Here is a 16635-nt window from a genome sequence, read left to right on the forward strand (position 1 = left end):
GGCATGCCATCCTCACTCCCGTCTGCCGCAGAGTAGAGCCTGCGGCGCTTTGGGCGCTGCTCCAGAAGAGAGCAGCACGGACATAACAACAAAAAACCGTCAAAGAGGCTTCACTTATGCGTAAACCAGAACTCGCAGCCGCCATCGCTGAAAAAGCCGATCTCACTAAAGAACAGGCCAACCGCGTCCTCAACGCCGTTCTCGAAGAAATCACCGGCGCCCTGCACCGCAAGGACAGCGTCACCCTGGTTGGCTTCGGCACCTTCCTGCAACGCCACCGTGGCGCTCGCACTGGCAAAAACCCTCAAACCGGTGAGCCGGTGAAGATCAAGGCGAGCAACACCGTTGCGTTCAAGCCGGGCAAGTCGCTGAAAGACACTGTCAACGCGTAATAGCGTTACCGTCTCGAAGGGGGCGGGGTGGTAGGAGAGATGGGCACGCCGACTGGATCGGGTGCCCATTTTTTGTGGGGTATTGATACGTATGCCAATTCAAGCCAGTTCGTCTAATCGCGTTTTAGAGCGTCGACTTGCTCTTCCACTGCCTTGACGACATCAGCGCCACCTTCCCCGATATCAACAAATTCCCACTCCTCACTGGGCGGGTCAATCATCTTGGCCAGTGTTGAAATAGCGTGCACGATCAAAGGCTTCAACTGTACTGTGCTGTTTAAGAATCCTGGAGAAGTGAAATAAATCGTGCGGTGAATTCTGCGCCTTCATATTCTTCCAGATTGTCAGTGTTGAAAACTGCACCTCGTTGAGTTGTGAGTTTTAACAGTCGTCGCTTTAATATTTTGTTGATCTGGCTTTCAGGTTCCGCAGAGATCACTGTGAGTGCTTTTTTTGCGCGGGCTGCCACATCCTTAAAGAAAACGTGTTTGGCCTCGGCGGGGGGTATGATGTTTTCCAGGTTGCAGTTTTCAAAGGTTACATAGTCAAGTTTGCAAAGTTCAAAGTCGACAGAAATTGGGGTGTGGGGCTGATCTGATATAAAACGGACTTCCTGGAGTTTTCCAATGAATTTAATGTTGGTTATATTTTTTGCGTTAAACGAGTTATCAATGATTTTGCACTGAGAAAAGGTGCAGCTGACAAAGGTGCAATCCTTCAAGGATGCTTCACGGAAGTTGCATTTCACAAACGTGCAGTTTTCGAATTTGCTATTGCTGAAGCCGGATGCCTGAAAATCCGCATTCTTGAACGAGCAACGGGTCAAGGATGTTTTATTGAAGAATCGCGAGCCGGAAAAGTCAGCTTTCTCAAAGTCGCAATTTTCCAAAACACATTGGTCAAAAATCGGATCGCAGAGGTTCGCGTTTTTCAGTTTGCAACCACTGATGAGCTCGTTTTCAAAGCGCGTTTTTTTAGGCAAAACAAGTCCGTCCTGCTCAACGCCGGACAGTACCTTTGATGGAATTTTTTCACTCACCATAATATTCCTTCATAACCATTGCCCCAGTCCCCGTAACGCCGCTGATGCGTGCCCCTTTTCCAATCAGCCTTCGTCGTGAGATCCCACCAGGTTTTAGTTTTAGTTTCATACACATCGGGTAGGCGTTGCCCTGATTTGGATACCTCCAAATGCCCCAGTGACGGGTCATTTTTTACTCTGTTTTTGAAGTCTGCATCTATTCTCTGCCCTACATACCGGCGATAGCGTGATCGTGCTTGTCCGAGATCACCTCTGTCATAGGCTCGTTTTACTGCTGCTCTCTGTTTCGGGGTCAACGACCGTTGAGGGTTACTGTAAACAGCCTTTCTAGCGGCATTGGCGTGTGCCTGAAGCTTGGCTGTTGTTGAACCGCAAGGTGCCCATCCCAACGGATCGATCCATCCGGAAGGATTAGGAGAATACTGATAAAGGTTAAAACCTCCTGCCAGCCCAACAGGGTCCGGCGTTGTAAAGCGCCCTATATCCGGATCATAAAACCGAAATGTATTGAAATGCAGCCCCGTCTCCCGGTCCAGGTACTGTCCCTGGAATCGTAGGTTCTGCTCTTCAATGTAGTAAGGCTCGCGCACTTCCTCGGAGGTATTGCCCCACACTTGGTAACTGGCCTGCCAGAGGGGGTGTCCATCGGCCTCGGTAAGCTGCTCAGGGAGGCCGTTCAGATCATTGTGGTAATAGCGAATTTTTTCAAGCGACCCGGTACCGTCTATTCGGGCCAGAGGCTCGTAGCTTTCCCCTTCATACACATAAAGGCTCGTCTGGCTGTGCTTATGCTCTTGCAACAGGCGTAAACCATCCCAGGTGAAACGTGTCTGACCCAGCGGATAGCCATCGTCGTCATATTCGTTTTTTTCGACGCGTCGACCCAGTGGGTCATAGGTCATCCTGACCACGCTGCCGCTCTCATTTCGCACTTCAACCAGCCGACTTTCCGCGTCATAGGCAAAGCGCTGAAAACCACGCATGCCGCTGCGTTTTTCGATCATACGGCCCATGGCATCGTATCGATAACGCTTGTCCTGATAGGTGAGCAGCCGGTTATGTCGTACAAGTCCCCCTTGATGCCCGCTATCCAGCAGGTTGGCTGCGGCGTCATAGGCGTAGGTTTCGCTCTTTCCGACGTGGTGGCAGACAAGAACGCGGTCGGTGCTGTCGTAACCCAAGTGCTCTTGGCGATCGTGAATACGGCCGATGCGACGACGCCCGATCAGGTTATCGCTGGAATCGTAGCTGTAGCCAGTCTCGACCAACGGCGGCAACTGCCACGGTTGGTCAATACTGCGGCGCTGCCGTGAGCGAATCCTGCCACTGCGGTCGTATGTGGTACTTGTCTTGAGTTGGCCTTGAGTGCGCTGTACTTCGCGGTGCAAACGATCACGCTCGAAGTCGCTGATGACCTTTCCGTCGAGATTTAACTGATGCAGGTGGCCGCTGCCGTAGTAGAGTCGGTTCAGCCATCGACCGTCGGGCAACCGGGTCTGAATCAGGTTCCCCAATTCGTCGTAGCAATGCTGTAGGGAGCCCGCTGTACTTTGCTCCTGCAGCAGTTGCCCAAGCGCATCGTAGCTGAAGTCCAGTCGATGCTGTCGACCGTCAGGCGCGGTGGACGTGACGCTGACCAGTTGATCGTTCAGATCATGTTCGTAAACGGTGATGCCGTCTGCGGTGACTTTACTGACCAGGCGTCCGATTGGGTCTCGTTGAAACTGGTGTGAGAACGGCGCTACCGGTTCGCCTTCCGTCCCCGGCAGATAGTCCACGGCGACGACATCATCCAGCGGATCATAGGTGTAGCAGCGCCGACTCTGGTCGAGGTCTTGCTGTTGCACCATGCGGTCGGCCGCATCCCACTCGAAGCGGTAGCTTTCGCCGTTCTCATTGGTCAGCTTGCGCAGTCGCCCGTAGGCGTCGTGATCAAACATGACCGTGCGGTTATGCGCATCCCAGCGTTGCTTGACCAGGCCGCGTGTGTCATAGGCGTAGCGCGTGGTGCTACCGGCGGGATCGACATGGGCCGTCAGATAACCGCTGGCGCTGCGCTGGAACTGTTCCACACGGCCATCCGGGAGTTGGCTCTCCAAGAGCAGCCCTCGAGGGCCGTACCGGTAGCGCACCGACTCGCCTTCTGCATTGGTTTGCACCACCAGATTGCCAAAGGCGTCGTACTGATAACGGGTGGGATAACCCGAGCAATCCACCGCTTCGACCAGTTGGCTCCACTCGTTCCAATGCAGCACTTTGGTTTTTTCCGTGGCATCGATGATGCGCACCGGCTGACCGAAACCGTCATAGACATAGCGAGTACGGTTGCCCAGTGGGTCGATTTCTTCGATGCAGTTGCCTCGCTGGTCGTAGCGATAATGCCAACTGTTGCCCGCCGGATCAGTTTCCACTTGGGGCAATGCCCAGTGCGCCAGCCACTGCGTGCTACTGGTCCTGGCCAATGGATCGATCACCGTGCTCAGGTTGCCGGACGCGTCATAGTTGAAGCGCCACTGGCCGTTTTGCGGGTCAATCGCACCGAGCAACTGGCGATCTTCGTTCCACTCGAACTGCCACGTATGGCCCAGGTTATCGACGTAGCGAGTGATCTGGTACTGCGGGTTCCAATGCCGTGTGCTGACGCGCATCAGGCCGTCGGTCACACGGGTAATACCAGCGTAGAGATCGTAGTCGAAGGTGTACTCATCGCCAGCGTCTGTCCAGTGGCGGCTCACGCGCCACTCCTCGCCGTGCGGCCCGGGCACTGCACCCCATTGGTAGAAGCAGCGCAGGCCAACGGGCAATTGGTGTTCGACCATTCGCCGGCAATTGTCATAAGCAAAGCGTCGAAGGGTCGTACCTTGCCCGTCCAAGACTTCAGCCAGGTCGCCGTGACTGTCATAGCGGTAACTGACGAGCACATCGCTGCGCGCTTCGAAATGTTGCTGGTGCAGGTAACGTCGTTCGATTTCGCTCACGCGCCGTGGGTGTTCGGCCGAGTAGCTCAGCTCTACGTGCATCAAGTCATGGGTGTCGCGTAGGCGATACAGCCGCCCCTGAGTGTCGTAGTCGAGAAAGATCCGCCCTTCATTGCGATCACCCAGCAGATGCAGGCGCATCCGCGAACTGTTTAGCGGGTCGGCTTCGAACAGTCGATACAGGCCGTCGATACTCTCGATCAATATTGCGCCGTCACCGCTGCGCCTGACCGCAAGGCCTTCGCCCGGATCGAAGGCTCCACCGGACAAGGGGATATAACCGATCTCCAGGCGGCGCCCCTGCTCATCGATGTAGAACAGGTTATCGTCTGCCTCTATCTCGATCGACACCTCATACGCAACGCTCCAGCTGGCGCCAAAGAGGCCATCCCGGCGTGTGTCGAGGCTGCTGTAGAAACGCTGCCAATCTATCGGGAGCAAGCCCGGGAGGATGAAGTCGAGTTCCTCGTCCCCGCCCAGGATCTTGGCCCCGGTCGCGCTGTGAACCGGATTGGGCGAGCCATTTGTGGCGCTCTTGAGCGCAGAGGTGATCTTGCTGGTTGCGTAAGAGACGGCACCTCCTACCAACAAACCTCCGACCAGGCACGGCAGCTTGCTCCAGAAACACTTCAGGTTGCCTCGCAACGCCATCACCACAGCAATCGCCAGGCCTACGCCGGGCGTTTTTCCGCTGCGAATTTCCTGCACCACGATGGTCTCACCACCGATGCGCACATCCGGCGAGATCAGACCCTGGGCTGTCCCTACCTTGGCGTCACAGGTGCTGCGATCGCCGCTTCGCGCTGCAGGTTGCCCATTGATGAACACTGAGCTTGAGCCCTCTGCAATGAATTGCAAGGGCATCGGCGGGTGCTTGTTGCACGCAACGGTGTCCAGTCGGCAAGGCTCGGTGCCGGGAGCGGGTGAGGCGACGGTCGGTCGCCACAGTTGAGAGAAAAACTCCCCGGCCATGTCCAGAAAGCTCGGTTCTGGTGGCTCACTGGGGGCCACCGGCACAGCGGTCATCTTGCCAGCCGCTCGTGCAGCCTTTTTCCCGTTGATGAAAACGTTGTCTGAACCACTGGTAATGAAGGCGTCGATCACCGGTGGAAACACCCAATTGGCAGCTGACTCGCACCAACTGGATATTTTCAGATCGGCCCCTGTAAGCCCCGCGGTGATCCCGACGACCGCACCCACGACCAAAACCAATGCAACGCCACCGGTGGCGATGGTTGCGCCGGTTGTTATAGCAACCGCCGCCGCGACCGCGAGGCAGCCCACGTAGGTGATTGCCGCATAGGCGGCCACTTCCAGTACACCGCCGAGAATATCGGCCATCACCGAGGTGTGCAGCAGTGCGTCGCCTTCGCGGGCGGCCCAGAGGTCTTCACTCATTGCTCAGTTTCGACTCAGGGCGTGGCGAGAAAGGTGAGGGTGTTTTTCAGTGTTGCCCAATGCGCTGCCTCGGCAGACCCCAAGGGCTGGGTCTTTACGTAGCTGAGGGCGATCAAGCGACGTGTGCCGGGTATCTGCATCGCCAACTGATACTGGTAAATGTTGTCGCTGCCTTTATTGAAACGGTTCTGCACCTCAAAGGCATCGATATCCTGCGCCGGCCCCACCTTGATAGCTTGCGCTGGCGAATAACGAAGGTCTTTGACTTGCTGTTCAAGCTTCTTAAGCTGGCCCTCGAAGTTGCTGTGCAAGGTCTCGCCCTCCGCCAGTGGGCTGCGACTGACCACCAGCGTGGTACCCAGGCTGGCGAACTTGAGAATATTGATTGAGGTGTCCTGCACCTCGGCATCTGGCAGGGTGAATTGGGCTTCGTTAATTACGTAATTCATGGTGGGGAAATCTCGTTATTGATCAGCGCCGGGCTTGCCGGAAAATTTTGATTCGACGGCGGACTTGATCGTGCTTTGCACACCTTGGGCGCCGGGCGATGTGCCCTTGTCGCTGCCCAGGTTGATGTCCAGTTTTCCTTTCGTCTGGATCTTGCTGCTGCCGCTGGAAAACAGATTGAACGAGCCACAGGTCAGGTTGATGTCTCCACCGGCCTTGAGCTCGATCACACTGTCGCCGCACACCAGGCGAATACTCTCGCCGGCCTCGATCGTGTAGTGCGTGGCGGCGCTGTCCGATTTGGCGCCGCCCACCAGTACGGTGTCGTTGCTGCGCACGACACGCAGGCGGTTGTTGCCAATCGTCACCGTCTCGTTATGCCCGATGCTCTTGTTGCGGTCATGCCCCACCGAATGGCTCTCATCCACCTCGACCACGATGTCCTGGTTGCGCTCGGCATGGATATACAGCTGCTCCAGCCCCTTCTTGTCCTCCATGCGGATTTCATTGAAGTTGGCCGGCGTGCCGCCCTTGCTCGAGCGGCTTTTCATGCCGCTCTGGGTGGCGTTTTCCGGCAGGTCGTAGGGCACGGTCTGCTCGGCGTTGTAGACCCTTCCGGTGATGATCGGCCGGTCCGGGTCACCCTCTAGAAAGCTTACAATCACTTCCTGGCCGATCCGTGGGATCTGCATCGAGCCCCAGTTCTTGCCGGCCCAGGATTGCGACACGCGAATCCAGCACGAGCTGTTCTCGTTGGATTGGTCGTGACGGTCCCAGTAGAAGTGCACCTTGACGCGGCCGTACTGGTCGGTCCAGATTTCCTCGCCCTTGGGGCCGACCACCAGCGCGGTCTGCGGGCCTTTGACGATAGGGCGGTGGGTGATGGCCAGCGGGCGGAAACTCTGTTGGGCGTCAATGCAGGTCAGGCTGCTTTCGAACTGTGCCGAGCCCGAGCCGCCGCCGCTCTCCAGGCTTTCCTGGACGATGTAGTAGCGGCAGCCGATGATCAGGTATTCACGGTTCTGGTCCTGGCGACTGAAGCCGGTGAGGCTGAACAAATGCCCCGAACCCAAACCCCGCGCATTGCCGCTGAATTCGATCTGCTCATGCAGGGTCTGCAGGGCTTCGATGCGGGTGCGTGCGTAGTGTTCGCCGTCCTCGCTTTGCACGTAGGTGCCGGGGTAGTCGTACAGCGGGTAGTCGCCGGCGGTGTGCGGGCGTGGCATGGCCGAGCGCACATCGATGCTGGCGCTGGGGCGCTGGAAGTCGTAGTCGTTGAGCTCCAGCGAACCGGGCTGCACCTCCTGCGCCAGGTGCCAGTTGTGCATGTGGTCGCGTTCGCGCTGCTGCTCGTCCTTGGGGTAATACGGGACCGACGCGTAGCCTGGCACCGTGGTGTGGGCGCCGTAGGCGTCGGCCAGCACCAGCACATGGCGGTCCTGTTCGTGGCGGAAGAAATAGTAGATGCCTTCCTGTTCCATCAAGCGGCTGACGAAATCGAAGCTGGTCTCGCGGTACTGCACGCAATATTCCCACTCGCGGTACGGCCGGCTCAGGGCGTCTTCGAAATCGGAAAAACCCAGGTCGCGGAACACCTGCTTGATGATCTGCGGGATGCTCAGGTTCTGGAAAATCCGGCAATCGGAGGTGCGGCTGAGCAACCACAGCCAAGGGCGCAGCGTCACCTGGTAACTGGCGAACTGGCCCTGGTCGATGTTCTGGCTGCACCGTGCGACGATGCCGTGGAAGTGCCGTTCACCGCCGTCCGCCAACTGCAGGCCCACGCTCATGGGTTTGCCGAGCAATTGGTTGAGGTCGATGTTGGCATCCAGGGACGTCAGTTGCAGCTCGTAGTTGAACAGCCGCCCCAGCTCTTCGCCGCCGCCCATTTCATTGAGCAGCAGTACATCCGGCCCGAGGGGGCTGGTGATTTTGGCCAGGCGTGAGGCTTGGTTGAATAGCATCGAAATACCCTAATAACTGAAGGAACCCAATCCAATGTGGGAGGGAGCTTGCTCCCGATAGCAGTGTGTCAGTGGATGCATCAGGTGACTGATTCACCGCCATCGGGGGCAAGCCCCCTCCCACATGTTGAGCAGTATTCCGTCAGGTCAATCGTTGAACTGGTAGTGCAATTCATTATCCCGACTGCTGATCTGTACCCCCGCCAACGCCTTGCCCTCCAGCATGCGCGTGAGAAATTCACGGCTCATGTCCGGCAGCAGGCTGTTGGTCAGGATGGTGTCGATCATGCGCCCGCCGCTTTCGGTTTCGGTGCAACGCGAGACGATCAAATCGACCACCGCGTCGTCGTAGTCGAAGGCCACTTTGTGAGTGCTCTCCACACGCTTCTTGATGCGGTTCAGTTGCAGGCGGGTGATCGCCTTGAGCATCTCGTCGCTGAGCGGGTAGTACGGAATGGTCACCAGACGGCCGAGCAGAGCCGGCGGGAAAATCTCCAGCAGCGGCTGGCGCAGGGCCTTGGCGATGTCTTCCGGCTCCGGGATGTTCGCCGGGTCTTTGCACACCTGGGAAATCAGCTCGGTGCCGGCGTTGGTGGTCAGCAGGATCAGGGTGTTCTTGAAGTCGATCACCCGGCCTTCGCCGTCCTCCATCACGCCCTTGTCGAACACCTGGAAGAAGATCTCATGCACGTCCGGGTGGGCTTTTTCCACCTCGTCCAGCAGCACCACGCTGTAGGGCTTGCGCCGCACCGCTTCGGTCAGCACGCCGCCTTCGCCGTAGCCGATATAGCCTGGAGGCGCACCCTTGAGGGTCGACACCGTGTGGGCTTCCTGGAATTCGCTCATGTTGATGGTGATGACATTCTGTTCGCCGCCGTACATGGCTTCGGCCAGGGCCAGGGCGGTTTCGGTCTTGCCCACGCCCGAGGTGCCCGCCAGCATGAACACGCCAATCGGCTTGCTCGGGTTGTCGAGGCCGGCGCGGGAGGTCTGGATGCGCTTGGCGATCATCTGCAGGGCGTGGTCCTGGCCGATGATGCGTTTTTTCAGGTGCTGGTCGAGGTTGAGCACCGTCTCCAACTCATTGCGCGCCATGCGGCCGACCGGAATGCCGGTCCAGTCAGCGACCACCGAGGCCACGGCCTGGTAATCCACGGTGGGCAGGATCAGCGGGGTTTCGCCTTGCAGGGCGGTGAGGCGCTGTTGCAGGTCGACCAGTTGGGCGCGCAGTTCATCGTTGCCACTGTCCACGACGCCCGCCTTTTCACGCAGCGTTGCACGGGTGGCTAGCAACTCGTCCACCAAGGTTTTCTCTTCAGCCCAGCGGCTTTCCAAGGTCGCCAGACGCTCACGCTCAGCGCTCAACAGCGCCTCGGTGTTGGTTTGGCGCGCACCAATCGCAATGCCGATGGCATGCTCACGGGCGATGATCTGCAACTCGGTTTCCAACGCTTCGATACGACGACGGCTGTCGTCCACTTCCGCCGGCACCGCGTGCAGGCTGATGGCGACGCGGGCGCAGGCGGTGTCCAGCAGGCTCACGGATTTGTCCGGCAACTGGCGCGCCGGGATGTAGCGGTGGGACAGCTTCACCGACGCTTCCAGCGCTTCATCGAGGATCTGCACCTGGTGGTGTTTCTCCATGGTCGAGGCCACGCCGCGCATCATCAGCAGCGCCTTGTCTTCCGACGGTTCGGCGACCTGCACGACCTGGAAGCGGCGAGTCAGGGCCGGGTCTTTCTCGATGTGTTTCTTGTACTCGGCCCAGGTGGTGGCGGCCACGGTGCGCAAGGTGCCACGGGCCAGGGCCGGCTTGAGCAGGTTGGCGGCATCACCTGTTCCGGCGGCGCCACCGGCACCCACCAGCGTGTGCGCTTCGTCGATAAACAGGATGATCGGCTTCGGCGAGGCCTGGACGTCTTCGATAACCTGGCGCAGGCGCTGTTCGAACTCGCCTTTCATACTGGCGCCGGCTTGCAGCAGGCCCACATCGAGGCTGCGCAGCTCTACGTCTTTCAGCGCGGGCGGCACGTCCCCGGCGACGATGCGCAGGGCGAAGCCTTCGACCACGGCGGTCTTGCCCACCCCGGCTTCACCGGTGAGGATCGGGTTGTTCTGGCGGCGGCGCATAAGGATGTCGACCAGTTGGCGGATCTCTTCATCGCGGCCAACAATCGGATCGAGCTTGCCGCTGCGCGCCTGTTCGGTCAGGTCGACAGTGAAGCGCTTGAGCGCTTCCTGCTTGCCCATCGCACTCGGCGCCATCGCGCCGCTGGCTTCGCCCGGCACGGCGCCGGCGTTGAAACCGTCGCTGGCGCTGAGCGCGTTTTCCGGCGAGTCGCCCACGTATTCATCAAAGCGTTCGCTCAGGGCCTCGGCCTTGATCTTGTCGAATTCGGCGGACAAACCCAGCAGCGCGTGACGCAGGCTCGGCGTCTTGAGAATGCCCAGCACCAGGTAACCGGTGCGCACCTGGCTTTCGCCGAACATCAGGCTGCCGTAGACCCAGCCGCGCTCGACGGCTTCTTCCACATGGGACGACAGGTCGGTGATCGACGTCGAGCCACGCGGCAGGCGGTCCAGCGCTTCGGTAAGGTCACGGGCCAGGCGTGCCGGCTCGACGTTGAACTGGCGGATGATGCGGTGCAGGTCCGAGTCCTGCAGTTGCAGCAACTGGTGAAACCAGTGGGCCAGTTCCACATACGGGTTGCCCCGCAGTTTGCAGAACACGGTGGCGGCTTCGATGGCCTTGTAGGCCACGCTGTTGAGTTTGCCGAACAGTGCGGCGCGACTGATTTCACCCATGCTCTGGATTCCTTGAGGTGGTGGCGTGGTCGGCGTAGTGCCGGGCCAGGATTAGGTCGTTGGCGTCATGCTCGGGTTTACCGAGCCAGGTGTTGAAGCCCAGGCGGAACTGGCCGTTGAGTTGCAGCGCCGGGACTTCGGGTTGTTGCAAAACCAGGTTCAGGTCCCAGTCCAGTTCATGGCCCAGGTACTCGGCCACCCACGCCACCAGTTCGTTGAATGGCTGGTGGCCGGGCAGCATGCCCATGTAGTCATCCAGCGTGAGCGGGCCCAGGCGGATACGGAATTTGTGCTGGCGGTCCCACACGAAGCTGCCCAGGCAAAAGTCCACGCCCAGGCGGTTGGCGCTCACACTCACGCGGCTGCGTTCGGGCAGTTCCAACCATTGGCCTACGTACTCTTCGATCTCTACCGGCAGGCCGAAATACTCGCTGAGAATCGCCTTCAGGCCGTCCGGGTAGCGGGTTTGCGCCGACAGGTGGCCGCTGTAGTGCAGCTTGGCGGTATCCGGGATCAGCCCCTGATTCAGCAGGCTCGGCATGCCCCGGCCGCTCAGCGCGGCGAGGCGTGCCGACCAGTAGTCATCGTCCGGGCGGTCGTGGCTGACGGTCGGCCGCGCCTCGGCCCAGGCCCGGTAAAACAGGCTGAGCAGGCGATGGTGGAACACATCCAGGAACTGCTTGCTGGTGCTGTCGGCGTTGTTGCGCTGACGCTCGCGCACGTACTCGGTGATGTGCAGCGGCAGCGGGCCGTTGGGGCCGCCAAGACCGAAGAAGAACTGCTCCAGGCGCGCCGGCTTGCCGTCGCCGCCGGGGTCGACCGAGGCCAGCGTGGCCGGGGCGAAGGTGCAATCGGCCTGTTGCCCCAGGCGCAGCGGGTCATCCGCCAGGCGCAGGGAATGGCCCAGGCGCGGCAGCTCCGGCGATTCGCACTCGATACGGCGCAGCGCCTGGAAGAAATCGTATTCCCAGGGCTCCTGGTGCATCGCATCCAGGGTACTCACAGGGTCGGACGACGTCCGGGCTTGGCTTTCCATCGCATGATCTCGCCGCGTTCGGTGGTACGGATCACCGTCTCGGTAAAACTGTTGATCGACACGTAGCGTGCCAGGAAGCGTTCCAATACCGCACCGAGCAGGAACACGCCGGTGCCGCGAAACGCGTTTTCATCGAATTCCAGGGTGATCTCCAGGCCCCGGCCAAACACGATCGGGCCGGGCATCGGCAGGCGTCGGGTCACGGCTTTGCTGCTGACCTCGCGCAGGCCTTCGATCTGCAATTGCAGCGCGGCGTCGTTGCTGTCGCCGTACAGGCGCAGCAGTTCGCGCAAGGCGCCGGCGCCCTGGCCCTGTTCGCTCAGGGACAAATAGTTGAGCGAGAGCTGGCTGATCAGGCGCCAGGCCTTGGCGTCATGGGCGTGGCTGGGGCGCGGGCGGCTGGGGCCTGCCACGCAGCGCACCGACAATACCGGCGCGCTGTCGGCCAGGGTGAAGTCGGTCTTGCCGTTGCCCACGCTCATGAACAACGGCAGATCGCGGTTGGTGCACAGCGCGGTCACGCCGAGCTGGCGCAGATCGTGGCGGTACGGCGACTGCCGGCTGTCCACCAGGCTGACAAAGGTTTCGCTACCCACATAGGTGGAGCGCGGCCCGTTGCGGCGCTGGTCGCTGGACAGTACGCGCGGCTCGCGACGCACGGTGTAGTACGCCTGGTCGCGGCCATAGCGCGACGGGTCACGCACCGCGTAGAACGGCAAAAACGGCTGCTCCGGCCCGGTGCCGTGGCCGGTGATGCCGCTCAGGGAGTGAATCTCGAAATCCATCGGCCGTGTGCGATCGGCGATCACATGGTGTTCATTGACCCGGTCGGACAAGTGGATACGGTCCACGCGTTTGGGGAACAGGTTGATCGCCGGGGTGCAGAACGGCAGGAACTGCGCTGCGCCGACGCTGCCTTCCAGGCTCGGTTCGTGGCGGTCGAACAGCACGATCAGTTCCAGCTCCTGGCCGTCGCAACGCTTGACCGCACGGCTCAGCTCGGCAAATTCGACGAACAGGAAGCGGTGGGGCAGGGCGAAGTATTCCTGCAGCAGGCGATAGCCCTGGAAGGCGCGTGCGACGACCGGCATCGCGGCGTCGGCGTCGTCAAAACCACGGGAGCGCAACGCGTCTTGCGGCAGGCGCTCGACCCAATCGCCACCCGGCTTGCGTGCGAACACCGCGCAGGCGTTGCCCAGCAGTTGCTCGTAGAGGCGGAACGGTTGCTCGTCGGCGCCACTGAGGTACAGCGGCAGATTATCCAGGTCGAGGCTGTTGAACGGCAGCTCGGCGCCGGTGCGCAGGGTCAGGCGCAGACCGGCCTTGGCTTTCGGCTCACTGGCGGCCAAGCGACCCAATACGGCGGCAGGGTTGCCGAAGTACTCGGCGTTGCTCACCTGCAGCGGCCACAGCGTCACCGGGTGAGCGGTGCGGTACTCGCAGCAGGTCTGGGTTTCGCGGCCCAGGGCGGCGCGCAGGACGGTGTCGCGGGGCAGCGGGAAACCGCTGGCCAGCGAGCCTTCGTCCGGGTCGGTCTGCAACTGCACCACCGTCATCGACGGTGTCGGTGCCAGGTAGTGCGGGTAGGCGATTTCCAACAGGTTGTGGGTGAAGGTCGGGTACTCGGCGTCGAGCTTGAGCTGCACGCGGGCCGTGAGGTAGGCAAAGCCTTCGAGCAAGCGTTCGACGTACGGGTCGGCGCAGTCCATACCGGACAGGGTCAGCCGACTGGCGATCTTCGGGTATTCCTTGGCGAACTCCGCGGCGCTTTCGCGCACGTGGTGCAGTTCCTGGTTGTATAGCTCCAGCAGGCGCGGGTTCATGGGCGCCTCCGCTGGTCGGCATTGACCACGCGTACGTGGCCGGATTCCAGGTCGAGGTCGGTTTGCAGCAACAGGCGCAACGGCACCGGCTGGGCCCACAGGTCGCCTTCGATCTCGAAACTCAGGGCGTTGTGGTTCATTTCGCCATGGCCGACACGGGCTTTGACACGCAGGGTGTGGCGCAGGATGCGCGGCTCAAAGGTGGCGATGGCCTGGTAGATCAGGGCTTCCAGCGCCTTGATATCCACGCTGGAAACACTGTTGCCCGCCAGCGCCGGCAGGCCGTAATTGACCACCGAGGTGCCGGCTGGAGTGTGCAGTGTGGCATCGGCATCGAGCAACGACGTGGTGTTGAGCAGCCACGCCAGGTCACGCAGCACCGAGGCTTTCAATTGGGTCAGGGACAGCACGCGTTTGTCGGCGCTTTCCTTGGGATTGGTTGGATCGTCGTCCGTCAGCCGGTCCAACAGGGACGGTTGCAGACGGTCGCGGGAAGCGATTTCAGTTACCACCAAAGCAGCTCCACGGACGGGTTGCGAGAGGGACAAAAAACCAGGGGCCGTGGCATGGCGCCACGGCCACCAGGGCTATCAGCGCTTGGTGTTGGAACGGATGTTCCAGCCAAACTTGATCGCGCCGCCGTCTTTGGTGCCGTCGGCTTTCTGCGGCTGGTAGTCGACCATCACTTGGGCGAAGTTCAGGGTGACGTTCTCGGTCAGGCGGTCATCGGTGCCCGAACCGCCGGTGCTCAGCGAGGTCACCAGCACTTCTTCCAGGTTGATCACCATGTACTCGACCTGGCTTTCGCCACCGGCCTTGCGCACGGTCAGCTTGACCTTGTCGATGTGCTTGCCGCTGGCGCAGTGCATCATCAGGTTCGGCGAAGCCTTGTCGACGTACTTGGTCAGCGACAGGTCCTGGATGTTCACCTTGCCCGCGCCGCCACCGCCGCCCACGTGCATGTTGCCGGACTGGGCCATGCCCCAGCTCCAGTTCAGCACGTCGATTTCGTCCTTGTGGGCCTTGTCCATGGACTCGCCCTTGATGTCGCCGATCTTGATGAAAATATCAACAGCCATGTTTTCTCCCTGTGTGGCGTGGGCCACTGAATTTGATTAACTCCAAATGGGCAGTGCTTTTGTGTGGGAGGGGGCTTGCCCCCGATGCAGGCACCTCGGTGTGTCAGTTACACCCCGGTGATGCCATCGGGGGCAAGCCCCCTACCACAGAAGAGCTAGCTCATCGGTGGTTTACGCGCTTTTCGCCGAAGGCAGCTTGGATACCAGGCGCAGCGACACCGTCAGACCTTCGAGCTGGTAGTGCGGGCGCAGGTAGAACTTGGAGTTGTAGTACCCAGGGTTGCCTTCGACTTCTTCCACGATCACTTCGGCGGCAGCCAATGGGTGCTGGGCCTTGGTGGTTTCGGTGGAGTGCGCCGGGTCACCGTCCACGTAGTTGAGGATCCAGTCCTGCAACCAGCGCTGCATCTCGTCCTTCTCTTTGAAGGAACCGATCTTGTCGCGCACGATGCACTTCAAGTAGTGAGCGAAACGGCAGGTGGCGAACAGGTACGGCAGGCGCGCGGCCAGGTTGGCGTTGGCGGTGGCGTCCGGGTCATCGTACTCGGCCGGTTTCTGCAACGACTGCGCGCCAATGAACGCGGCGAAGTCGGTGTTTTTCTTGTGCAGCAGCGGCATGAAACCGTTTTTCGCCAGTTCCGCTTCACGGCGGTCGCTGATGGCGATTTCGGTCGGGCACTTCATGTCCACGCCACCGTCATCGGTCGGGAACGTGTGGGCCGGCAGGTTTTCCACTTCACCGCCAGACTCGATGCCACGGATGCGCGAGCACCAGCCGTAGTGCTTGAACGAACGGTTGATGTTCACCGCCATCGCGTACGCGGCGTTGGCCCAGGTGTACTTGGAGCTGTCGGCACCGTCGGTGTTTTCTTCGAAGGCGAAGGCTTCCACCGGGTCGGTCTTGGCGCCGTACGGCAGGCGCGCCAGGAAGCGCGGCATGGTCAGGCCGATGTAGCGCGAGTCTTCCGATTCACGCAGCGAACGCCAGCCGGCGTATTCCGGAGTGGTGAAGATCTTGGTCAGGTCGCGTGGGTTCGACAGCTCTTGCCACGAGCCCATGCCCATCACGGTCGGCGAAGCGGCAGCGATGAACGGGGAGTGCATGGCGGCGCAGACTTTCGACAGTTCGCCCAGCAGTTCCACGTCGGGTGGCGACTGGTCGAAGTAGTAGTCGCCCACCAGGCAGCCGTAGGGTTCGCCGCCGAACTGGCCGTATTCTTCTTCGTACATCTTCTTGAAGATCGGGCTCTGGTCCCACGCGGTGCCCTTGAATTTCTTCAGGGTCTTGTGCAGGTCCGGCTTGGAGATGTTGAGCACACGGATCTTGAGCTGCTCATCGCTCTCGGTGTTGTTGACCAGGTAGTGCAGGCCACGCCAGGCGCTTTCCAGCTGTTGGAAGTCCGGGTGATGGATGATCTGGTTGACCTGGGCGGTCAGCTTGGCGTCGATGGCAGCGATGATCGATTCGATCGACTTGATCGCGTCATTGGAGACCAGGTCGGTTTGCGCCAGGGCCTGTTCGGCCAAGGTGCGCACGGCGGTTTCCACGGCTTCGCGGGCGCGCTCGGTCTTGGGCTTGAATTCCTGCAGCAGCAGGTTGGCGAACTCGCTGGCTTCTTCGGTCTGGGTGCCCAGGATCTGGGAGCCTTCGCGGGCGGTATTGTCAGTCAT

General features: G+C 60.4%; 11 protein-coding genes. 1 reads left to right on the plus strand and 10 read right to left on the minus strand.

Annotated elements, in window-relative coordinates; all coding sequences use genetic code 11:
- The first annotated feature begins 116 nt into the window (after positions 1 to 116).
- Positions 117 to 392, plus strand: coding sequence for an HU family DNA-binding protein (locus BM017_RS04910; protein WP_003176958.1), 276 nt, complete (start codon positions 117 to 119; stop codon positions 390 to 392).
- 277 nt (positions 393 to 669) lie between these two features.
- On the opposite strand, the gene BM017_RS04915 is transcribed toward BM017_RS04910, so the two are convergent.
- From BM017_RS04915 to tssC, 10 genes are all read right to left on the minus strand, one after another.
- Positions 670 to 1431 carry a pentapeptide repeat-containing protein gene (locus BM017_RS04915; protein ID WP_170856040.1) on the minus strand — a complete coding sequence of 254 codons (762 nt, stop codon included), beginning with the start codon at positions 1429 to 1431 and terminating at the stop codon, positions 670 to 672.
- The gene (locus tag BM017_RS04920) at positions 1428 to 5810 is read right to left on the minus strand and encodes an RHS repeat-associated core domain-containing protein (protein ID WP_092241634.1); all 4383 of its coding nucleotides are present in this window, start codon (positions 5808 to 5810) and stop codon (positions 1428 to 1430) included. Before BM017_RS04920 ends, BM017_RS04915 begins: the two co-directional genes overlap by 4 nt.
- Before the next feature lie 14 nt (positions 5811 to 5824).
- Positions 5825 to 6259: a DcrB-related protein gene (locus BM017_RS04925; protein WP_092241636.1), complete on the minus strand. Its 435-nt coding sequence runs from the start codon at positions 6257 to 6259 to the stop codon at positions 5825 to 5827.
- A gap of 15 nt (positions 6260 to 6274) precedes the next feature.
- Positions 6275 to 8221 carry a type VI secretion system Vgr family protein gene (locus BM017_RS04930; protein WP_092241638.1) on the minus strand — a complete coding sequence of 649 codons (1947 nt, stop codon included), beginning with the start codon at positions 8219 to 8221 and terminating at the stop codon, positions 6275 to 6277.
- Positions 8222 to 8368: 147 nt separating this feature from the next.
- Positions 8369 to 11026: a type VI secretion system ATPase TssH gene (gene tssH, locus BM017_RS04935; RefSeq protein WP_092241640.1), complete on the minus strand. Its 2658-nt coding sequence runs from the start codon at positions 11024 to 11026 to the stop codon at positions 8369 to 8371.
- On the minus strand, positions 11019 to 12062 hold the full coding sequence (gene tssG / locus BM017_RS04940; protein WP_058424270.1) for a type VI secretion system baseplate subunit TssG: 1044 nt from the start codon (positions 12060 to 12062) through the stop codon (positions 11019 to 11021). The genes tssH and tssG overlap by 8 nt, the downstream gene beginning before the upstream one ends.
- Positions 12026 to 13885 (minus strand): type VI secretion system baseplate subunit TssF, encoded by a 1860-nt coding sequence (gene tssF, locus BM017_RS04945; protein WP_071488097.1) that lies wholly within the window; start codon positions 13883 to 13885, stop codon positions 12026 to 12028. The genes tssG and tssF overlap by 37 nt, the downstream gene beginning before the upstream one ends.
- Complete coding sequence (tssE, locus tag BM017_RS04950) at positions 13882 to 14397, minus strand: type VI secretion system baseplate subunit TssE (protein WP_005792513.1); 516 nt, start codon at positions 14395 to 14397, stop codon at positions 13882 to 13884. Before tssE ends, tssF begins: the two co-directional genes overlap by 4 nt.
- A gap of 78 nt (positions 14398 to 14475) precedes the next feature.
- Positions 14476 to 14964, minus strand: coding sequence for an Hcp family type VI secretion system effector (locus BM017_RS04955; protein WP_005792512.1), 489 nt, complete (start codon positions 14962 to 14964; stop codon positions 14476 to 14478).
- Between the two features lie 171 nt (positions 14965 to 15135).
- A complete protein-coding gene (gene tssC, locus BM017_RS04960) occupies positions 15136 to 16635 on the minus strand; it encodes a type VI secretion system contractile sheath large subunit (protein WP_058424268.1) in 1500 nt (499 codons plus the stop codon).

Origin of the sequence: Pseudomonas sp. NFPP04 (assembly GCF_900113815.1) — a bacterium.
Taxonomy (GTDB): Bacteria; Pseudomonadota; Gammaproteobacteria; order Pseudomonadales; family Pseudomonadaceae; genus Aquipseudomonas; species Aquipseudomonas extremorientalis.

Excerpts from the sequence above, each read along its gene's own strand:
- tssG (WP_058424270.1), bottom strand. The coding sequence starts at position 12,062 with ATGGAAAGCCAAGCCCGGACGTCGTCCGACCCTGTGAGTACCCTGGAT.
- tssF (WP_071488097.1), bottom strand. The coding sequence starts at position 13,885 with ATGAACCCGCGCCTGCTGGAGCTATACAACCAGGAACTGCACCACGTG.
- tssC (WP_058424268.1), bottom strand. The coding sequence starts at position 16,635 with ATGACTGACAATACCGCCCGCGAAGGCTCCCAGATCCTGGGCACCCAG.
- tssH (WP_092241640.1), bottom strand. The coding sequence starts at position 11,026 with ATGGGTGAAATCAGTCGCGCCGCACTGTTCGGCAAACTCAACAGCGTG.
- BM017_RS04910 (WP_003176958.1), top strand. The coding sequence starts at position 117 with ATGCGTAAACCAGAACTCGCAGCCGCCATCGCTGAAAAAGCCGATCTC.
- BM017_RS04920 (WP_092241634.1), bottom strand. The coding sequence starts at position 5,810 with ATGAGTGAAGACCTCTGGGCCGCCCGCGAAGGCGACGCACTGCTGCAC.
- BM017_RS04930 (WP_092241638.1), bottom strand. The coding sequence starts at position 8,221 with ATGCTATTCAACCAAGCCTCACGCCTGGCCAAAATCACCAGCCCCCTC.
- BM017_RS04955 (WP_005792512.1), bottom strand. The coding sequence starts at position 14,964 with ATGGCTGTTGATATTTTCATCAAGATCGGCGACATCAAGGGCGAGTCC.
- BM017_RS04925 (WP_092241636.1), bottom strand. The coding sequence starts at position 6,259 with ATGAATTACGTAATTAACGAAGCCCAATTCACCCTGCCAGATGCCGAG.